Annotated in this window: 7 protein-coding genes; 4 read left to right on the top strand and 3 right to left on the bottom strand. The window is 31.2% G+C overall.

Translation table 11 applies throughout. The features are described 5' to 3' along the window. Positions 1-11: 11 nt before the first annotated feature. The 3 genes from Q4Q35_RS06800 to Q4Q35_RS06810 all read right to left on the bottom strand — a co-directional run bounded on the left by Q4Q35_RS06800 (position 12) and on the right by Q4Q35_RS06810 (position 4129). The gene (locus Q4Q35_RS06800) at positions 12-1562 is read right to left on the bottom strand and encodes a LysM peptidoglycan-binding domain-containing protein (protein WP_303277200.1); all 1551 of its coding nucleotides are present in this window, start codon (positions 1560-1562) and stop codon (positions 12-14) included. Between the two features lie 91 nt (positions 1563-1653). Next, positions 1654-2841: a phosphoglycerate kinase gene (locus Q4Q35_RS06805; protein WP_303277201.1), complete on the bottom strand. Its 1188-nt coding sequence runs from the start codon at positions 2839-2841 to the stop codon at positions 1654-1656. Between the two features lie 232 nt (positions 2842-3073). Beyond that, positions 3074-4129, bottom strand: coding sequence for a DUF2652 domain-containing protein (locus tag Q4Q35_RS06810; protein ID WP_303277203.1), 1056 nt, complete (start codon positions 4127-4129; stop codon positions 3074-3076). A gap of 191 nt (positions 4130-4320) precedes the next feature. On the opposite strand from Q4Q35_RS06810, the gene Q4Q35_RS06815 reads away from it, so the two are divergent. The 4 genes from Q4Q35_RS06815 to Q4Q35_RS06830 form a co-directional block, all read left to right on the top strand. Then, the gene (locus tag Q4Q35_RS06815) at positions 4321-5475 is read left to right on the top strand and encodes a DNA polymerase III subunit (RefSeq protein WP_303277204.1); all 1155 of its coding nucleotides are present in this window, start codon (positions 4321-4323) and stop codon (positions 5473-5475) included. A 661-nt stretch (positions 5476-6136) separates the two neighbouring features. Beyond that, complete coding sequence (locus Q4Q35_RS06820) at positions 6137-6598, top strand: T9SS type A sorting domain-containing protein (protein WP_303277205.1); 462 nt, start codon at positions 6137-6139, stop codon at positions 6596-6598. Positions 6599-6865: 267 nt separating this feature from the next. Beyond that, positions 6866-7432 carry a Crp/Fnr family transcriptional regulator gene (locus Q4Q35_RS06825; protein ID WP_303277206.1) on the top strand — a complete coding sequence of 189 codons (567 nt, stop codon included), beginning with the start codon at positions 6866-6868 and terminating at the stop codon, positions 7430-7432. A 154-nt stretch (positions 7433-7586) separates the two neighbouring features. Further along, a partial coding sequence (locus tag Q4Q35_RS06830) for an NHL repeat-containing protein (RefSeq protein WP_303277207.1) occupies positions 7587-8324 on the top strand: 738 nt, incomplete at its 3' end.

Consider the following 8324-nt stretch of genomic DNA (forward strand, 5'->3'; position numbering starts at 1 on the left):
GTTTTTGGAATTTAACCTTTTGATATTTTAAGTTTCATTCCGGGTTTTAATTTATTACCACTAATACCATTCCAATCTTTAATATTTTGAACAGAAACTCCAGGAAATTTTTGTGAGATACTCCATAATGAATCTCCGCTTTCAACAATATATGTAATTACATCGCCAGAAATAGGTTTAGCTTTTGTTGGTACTTTTTTAGAAGTTAGTGGAGCAACATAAGGTTTTCTTGGATAAATAGTTAAGCGCTGTCCTATTCTTAAGTTATTACTTCTTAAACCATTCCACCTTTTTATGTCACTAACCCTAACGCCATATCTTCTGGATATTTTTCCCAGATAATCGCCGGACCTTACTTTATAGCGTACTCTATCTGTTGCATTAAAAAATTGAGGGAGTGGTTTTTCGCGTTTGTCGAATTCTGCCTTAGCAAACGCATAAATTTTTTCTTCATTATTAACAAAATTCCCAATAACATCAATAGGTAATCTTAAGACATAATTTTCGCCTTTAATAATTGGAATAATATCTAATTTATATGATGGATTTAAAAATTGAAGTTCTTCAATTGGAGTACCTGTAACTTCTGAAACTTGATCAAGAGTAATCATATGTTTTACTCTAATAGTATCTGTTTCAAAATAGGCTCTTTCTGGTTTTCCTTGTTTAAAACCATGTTCTTTCGCGTATTCAAAAATGTACATATTTGCTAAAAATGCTGGTAAGTACCCTGCAGTTTCACGTGGCAGATTATGTCTTATATTCCAGTAATTCTGATACCCACCTGAACGTCTTATCGCTTTTGTAACATTCCCTGGCCCCGAATTATAGGCTGCTAAAGCTAAATCCCAGTCTCCAAAAATTTCATAGAGTTTCGACAAGTATTTTGAGGCTGCTTCTGTAGATTTAATTGGATCGCTACGCTCATCTACATAACTACTTACATCTAAACCATACATTTTACCTGTACTAAACATAAACTGCCACAAACCTGTTGCACCTACTCTGGATTTCGCTCTGGGTTTTAGTGCAGATTCTACGATAGCTAAATATTTTATTTCTAAAGGAATATCATGGTTATCGAGCTCTCGCTCAAACATTGGAAAATAAAAAGCACTTAACGTGATTAATTTTTGAATAGACTTTCTTCTATGCTTTAAATAGGATTTAATAACACTTTCTAACGCCGGATTATATGCCACATTAAAAGGAGTTCTGGCATCTAATTCTTTTAAACGTGCTTTTAATGTATCGGTGGGAAGCTCAGGATAATCAACAGCTTCAAAAGTTAGCTCCGAAACTGACTTATATATAGTGTCAAATAAGCTATTGCTATACAACTCTTCAAACCATTTTTCGTCTAATTTTGCAGCAAGCTCATTATCTTGTAAATTTTTTATTGAGGTGCTGTCTACTACTTCTATAGATTTAACTACATGAGATGCCCCATCAATTAGAGAGTCTTTAACTTGCTTCTTCTGTGAAGTCACAGAATCTTGAACTTGCGAAAAACATGTTCCAATACATAGGAAAAATATAGTTGTAAGAAAACGAAAAGCCATAAAATCTATTCAGTTAATTATTGAACGATACTATGGCTAAAATCGTATTTTTTAAGCTAATTTGAAAGCTAATGACAATTTAACTTAGAAATTATTCTAAGATGGCTGCTATGCCCGGTAAGGTTTTGCCTTCTAAACTTTCTAACATGGCGCCTCCTCCTGTGCTTACATAACTCACCTTTTCTTCAAAGCCAAATTGTTTAACAGCAGCTACAGAATCTCCACCACCTACTAATGAAAATGTACCATTCTTAGTAGCTTCTGCAATAGAATCTCCTAATGCTATAGTCCCACCAGCAAAACTTTCCATTTCGAAAACGCCTAATGGGCCGTTCCAAAGTATTGTTTTAGATTGCATAACCACCTCATGAAATTGCACTCTCGATTTTGGTCCGGCATCTACACCTTCCCATCCGTTAGGAATATCATTTATATCTAAAATTTGTGTATTGGCATCATTACTAAAATCATCGGCAGCAACTACATCAACTGGAATATGCACTTGTACATTTTTTTCTTTTGCCTGTTTTAAAATATCTAAAGCCAATGGCATTTTATCATCTTCGCAAATAGAGTTACCAATTTTTCCGCCTTGGGCTTTAACAAAGGTAAACGCCATACCTCCACCAATAATTAAATGGTCTACTTTATCTAAAATGTTTTCTATAATCGTAATTTTAGATGACACTTTAGCTCCTCCTAGTATAGCTAAAACTGGTTTTTCTCCAGTTTTCATAACTTTTTCTATGCTCTCTATTTCTTGTGCTAATAAGCTTCCAAAACATTTATCTTCTGGAAAAAATCCTGCTACAATTGTTGTAGAAGCATGTGCTCTATGCGCGGTACCAAAGGCATCATTTACATAAATATCTCCTAATTTAGATAGTTTTTCTGCAAAGCCTTTATCTCCAACTGTTTCTTCTTTATAATAACGTAGGTTTTCTAATAGTAAAACCTGTCCGGGTTCTAAACTAGCGGCAGCTGCTTCTACCTCATCACCTATACAATCTTTAACAAACTTTACTTCAACACCTAAAATATCTTCAACTTTTTCTGCAATATGTCCTAATGAAAAGGCATCTTCAAATCCTTTTGGTCGTCCTAAATGTGACATTAAGATACAGCTTCCACCGTCTTCTAAAATTTTAATGATAGTTGGTTTAGCCGATACAATTCTTGTAGCATCAGTTACTTCAAAGTTTTCATTTAAAGGCACATTAAAATCTACGCGAATTAATGCTTTTTTATTTTCAAAATTAAAATCGTTAAGCGTTTTCATTTGTTGGTTTTTTATATTATTATACTTCGCCTTTGCTCAGTATTGATATGTAACATTCTTCATAGTTTTTTAAACTAAAACCATATTCTCAATAAATGTCTTACTTAAATATTGTTTGTGTGTTTTTAACTAATTTGAGACACAAATGTAACTAATTAAAAACAGCTATAAAACCTGTTTTTTAACGAAAACGATATAGAACGTGAAGATTTTTATTAAACGGATTGTTTCTTTATTTTTTTGTTGAAAATCCTGAGTCTATAAGCAGAATAAGTTCTTTGAGATTTTCTAAAAAAGCTATTTTTAATTTCTTCTTTATTAAAGGTTTCATAATAATTCCTAAAGGCTTAAAATTTGCAAAAACCTGAACTTGCAATTTGGTATCATTATTTTCTGTTTCTTCCAGAATGAAATAACCACTCAAGCGCTTAATAAATGGCAAATTGGTTGTAGATTCTCCATAAACGAGTTGGTCTTTACTTCCTGATTTTGTAATTGTTGTTTGTTCTACTTCCTGGTTTTTATTTACTAAACATCTATGTTTTTGTCCTAAACGATTCACTTTATTTTTCTCATATTCTAATTTATTAACACCTTTTGTCCAAAGTAATCTATAATCAAAATTGCTAATAACTTCATAAAGCTCTAGCATAGGTGTTTTTACTAATTCGGTAACATCAAATAATTTATGCTTAGGAACATCGTTCGGAACGGGTTCAATTTCCGGAAGTTTCTCTTTTAAATGTGATAACGAATTATATGAAAAGGTAATAGTGCCAAAATCGTATTCTGCAATTAATTTATTCTGTTCATTTACAGGTTGAACATTTTCGGTAAAAAGAGCATACTCTTTTAAAGGTATATCATTTTTAAGCAACCGATGCACTTGTATCACATGGCTTCCATAAGGCTTTTTAGAATCCTTAACCTTTATAAATTCAATATCGCCATAATGCACGACAAACTTAATTTTTAAATTATACGCAGAGGAACAGGCGCCACAATGACAAATACGTTGATATTCATACCGTTTAATATGTGTATGAAAAGCAAGGTACATCGCCTCAATTTGTTTTTCAATATCTAAAACATCAACTTGATTTTCAACCTTGTACATAAACAAAGCATCACCTTCAATTTCAGCTAATTCTAAGTCCATAGTATTAGTATCAATCAATAACTCCAAAAGCTCCGAAATGATATGCCTGCTATGGCTAATATCCGTATGATGTACAAACTCCGTAAACCCAGAAATATCAGGAATGAAAAGAATAGCGTTTTGAGTCATTTTAATTGATGTCTGTTTGTTAAATGTATAAAAATAAGTCGATTTATTTTGTATTTATTACAACAACGCAATGTTAAAAACTGGAAGCTTCCTGCTCAATAAAAAAAATCATTTTATACACTACAAAATATTATACTTTACTTATGGTTCGAGTACTTTAACATCTAATAAAAAATGTGTAGGTTTGTTTTATGCTTTTTGGAGATGTTTTAGGTCAAGATCACATTAAAAATCATTTAACGCAAAGTGTTGATAATGGTAGAATACCACATGCACAATTATTTGTTGGAAATGAAGGATGTGGTACTTTACCAATGGCATTAGCTTACGCCCAATATATATTATGTGCGAATACTGGCGGAGAAAACACAACTGGGAACGAAGCTTGCAACCTAAAATTTAAAAACATATCGCATCCCGATTTACATTTTGCTTTTCCAGTAACTACAAGTGATAAAGCAAAAAGCCATCCTGTTTCTGCCAATTATCTTGAAGAATGGCGCCAATTGTTAAAAGAACAGCCCTATGGAAACCTTTTTGATTGGTACAAACTACTTGGTGTTGATAATAAGCAGGGACAAATAGGTGTAGACGAAGCACATGATATTGTAAAATCTTTAACCCTAAAATCTTACGAAGGCGGTTATAAAGTCATGCTTATATGGATGGCAGAAAAAATGAATATAGCCTGTGCCAACAAACTTTTAAAGCTTATTGAAGAGCCGCCGAACAAAACTATTTTTATTCTTATTGCCGAAGATGAAGAGCAAATAATTAATACCATACGGTCACGTTGCCAAATATTACATTTTCCGCCTTTAGCAGAAGATGTTATAAAAGATGCCTTAGTTAAAAACTATAGCTTAGACATTGCCGTTGCTACCAAAATTGCACATCAATCTAATGGAAATTATAATAAAGCCTGCGATTTGGTATATCAAGATTCCGAAGATTTACAATTTGAAGAATGGTTTATTTTCTGGATTCGAAGTGCTTTTAAAGCAAAAGGGAATAAAGCAGCGATACACGATCTTATTTCTTGGAGCGAAGACATAGCAAAAACTGGACGAGAAACACAAAAGCAGTTCTTACATTTTTGTTTAGATTTTTTTAGACAGGCATTACTACTAAATTACAATGCTACAGATTTAGTTTATTTAGAACCTAAAGCCCCAAAGTTTAAGCTAGAAAATTTTGCACCTTTTATACATGGCAATAATATTTTAGAAATTAGCGACGAACTTCAAGACGCTATTTATCATATTGAACGTAATGGTAATTCTAAAATTATTTTAACCGATTTATCTATCAAGCTTACCCGGTTACTCCATAAGAAACCTTCATGATAATAAACTAAACATGTTTTGAAATAAGCTTGTTAAAATATGTACTGATAAATTCTAACTACCAATTACTTTTCAATATATCCTTTATAGATAAGTTTTAATCCATTTGGAATAATTTTTATCATCGATCTTTGCCCGTTAATTTGATTACTATTCTCATTGAGGCTTTAAATTATTACTTTAAAACAGATAAAATAAAACCATTGTAGATTGTATTTATTTATTTCATCAACATATGTTGATGAAAAATAAAAATGCCGAATGTTTCTTTGCTGTATGAAAGCAATTCATATGATTAAAAATAAAATAGAAAAACACTATCAACTTTTTAATGAAAAATTGAACAAGCAATTTTCAGATTGCACGTTAAAACCAGAACCCTTTAGCCACAAGGTATATTTGCGACTGGCAAAGAAATAACCTTAAATAGTACAGGGAATCTTAATCAATGTCGATAAGTTATAATGGTCAAAACAAAGAAAAAGCAAGAACACTTCATAAATTCTGATTATAAAATATGTTTATAATCTTTCAAAATATTTTATAAAATTAATTGAATCTAGTTGACATAGGGCTGTCATTCACCCTGCTTAATTTTGTTTCAAGTTAATTTAAAAAAAATAAAACAATTTAAATAATCCTTTTTAACCCCTTAAATATTATGAAAAAAAATCTATTCTTAATTTTACTTATTCCTTTTTTTAGTTTAGGTCAGACACAAATAGGCTCTGACATCAATGGGGAAGCCGCTGATGATTTTTCAGGCCATAGTGTATCGCTTTCTGAAGATGGTTCTATACTTGCTATTGGAGCACCGTATAATAGTGACAATGGAAATCTTTCTGGCCATGTACGCGTTTACAATTTAAGCACTTTACTATCCTCAGATTCTTTCGTCCTATCTCAATTTAACATGGCTCCAAATCCAGCTAAAAATGAAACAACCATTAAATTAAACAAGGGGCTAGCCTTAGAGAAAATCTCTATCTACAATAATTTAGGTCAGTTTATAAAATCCACTAAAAAAGAAATCATTGATACATCAAACTTATCCACAGGCCTTTATTATGTAGAAGTTATAACTAATAAAGGGAAAGCCACTAAAAAATTAATAATTGAATAAATTATAAAAAAAGTAGAAAAACAAAGAGGGTTTTACAGTTTACAATCGTTCCTATATTTGTTAAACCTCATAAAATAATAACATAAAACAAAACCTGCTTTTAATTTTTGCTTATCTGATTTATAAGTCAAATCTCCCATAGTCATAAAAGAATTAATAAAACTAGCGGTAACAAGTTAGAGTAATCGTGTTTCACTCTTTTCAGATAGCATCATAGCCTATCTAATTAGAGATAAACATAATACTTCATTAAATGATTATAGATAAATGAATAATTTTTTTATAGACACTTTTAAAATTACAAAAAACGAAGCTCAAATTCTTTCATCTTCATTTTATATAGAAGAATACTCAAAAGGCGATATTTTTTTAAAACATGGAGACATTTGTAATACCATTGGTTTTGTAAAAAAAGGACTCCTAAAAAGTATCACAATTGGTAAAGAAAAAGAACTCATTGATGATTTTATATTTGAAAATCAGTTTGTAGCAGACTACCGCAGTTATTTAACAAAAAAGAAATCCACTAAAGACATCATTTGTATTGAGAATTGTACAATCCATACAATCCATCGTGAAAAACTTGAAGAACTATCTAATAAATACTTATTCATTAGTAAAATAGAGAAAAAAGTCACTGAACATCTATATGTCTTAGCAGAGAAAAAATTTGATGACTTGAGACTTTTAAATGCTGAAGAAAGGTATTTAAAATTATTTAACTCAAATAGAAGGCTTTTATATAAAATTCCTCAATATGACATTGCTTCATGTTTAAGTATTAGCCCAGAAACTGTAAGTAGAATTAGAAAAAAACTTACTAAACGTTCTTGATCTATATCAACGAAAAACAAATTTAAATATCGGAATTTCGTATAAAAAATAAGGCGGTTTAATCTTTTAAAAAAGGATTCTGCTTAACCCTAAAACTATTAAAATTTTAGCCATATAAATTAGTTTAATTATCAATTTTAACCCCTTAAACATTATGAAGCAAATTTATTTTTTTACCACAGTTATATTTCTAAGCTGTTTTAAACTTATCGCACAAACTACAGAGGTAGTAGCATTTAATAGCCCAACTGGAATGATACTTTATGGAAATGACTTGTACATTGCTGATATTGATGAAGGTAAAATTTCTAAAATAGACATTAATGCAACCACGCCAACACCAACAGATGTAATAATTGGATTAAGTCGCCCTTTTGACATGGTACTTAATGGAACCGACCTGTATATTTCTGAAATTACTGGAAATAAAATTTCTAAAATAGACATTACTGCAACTACGCCAATTGCAGAAGACGTAGTAACAGGGTTGGATGCTCCAGCTGGAATGGTACTTAATGGAGACGATTTATATGTTGCTGAATCTACTGGACACAAAATTTCTAAAATAGACATTAACGCAACTATACCAACAACAAAAGAGGTTGTAGCATCAGATGAATTGAATAGGCCTCTCGACATAGTACTCTACGGACATGATTTGTATATTAGTGAATATTATGGCAATAGTATTTCAAAAATAGATATTACTGCAGCAATTCCAATAACACCAGTCCTTGCAGCTGTTAGATTGAACGAGCCTGCTGGAATGGTACTTAATGGAGATGATTTATTTATTGCTGAATTAGATGGTAACAAAATCTCTAAAATAGACATTAATGTAGCTATACCAACAGCAGAAGATGTAGTAACAGGATTAGATGGTCCAGTTGGA

Source organism: Flavivirga aquimarina (assembly GCF_030540835.1).
Lineage (GTDB): Bacteria > Bacteroidota > Bacteroidia > Flavobacteriales > Flavobacteriaceae > Flavivirga > Flavivirga aquimarina.

Bases quoted from the DNA above. Each gene is read 5' to 3' on its own strand.
- Q4Q35_RS06810 (WP_303277203.1), bottom strand. From the start codon at position 4,129: ATGACTCAAAACGCTATTCTTTTCATTCCTGATATTTCTGGGTTTACG.
- Q4Q35_RS06800 (WP_303277200.1), bottom strand. From the start codon at position 1,562: ATGGCTTTTCGTTTTCTTACAACTATATTTTTCCTATGTATTGGAACA.
- Q4Q35_RS06805 (WP_303277201.1), bottom strand. From the start codon at position 2,841: ATGAAAACGCTTAACGATTTTAATTTTGAAAATAAAAAAGCATTAATT.
- Q4Q35_RS06815 (WP_303277204.1), top strand. From the start codon at position 4,321: ATGCTTTTTGGAGATGTTTTAGGTCAAGATCACATTAAAAATCATTTA.
- Q4Q35_RS06825 (WP_303277206.1), top strand. From the start codon at position 6,866: ATGAATAATTTTTTTATAGACACTTTTAAAATTACAAAAAACGAAGCT.
- Q4Q35_RS06820 (WP_303277205.1), top strand. From the start codon at position 6,137: ATGAAAAAAAATCTATTCTTAATTTTACTTATTCCTTTTTTTAGTTTA.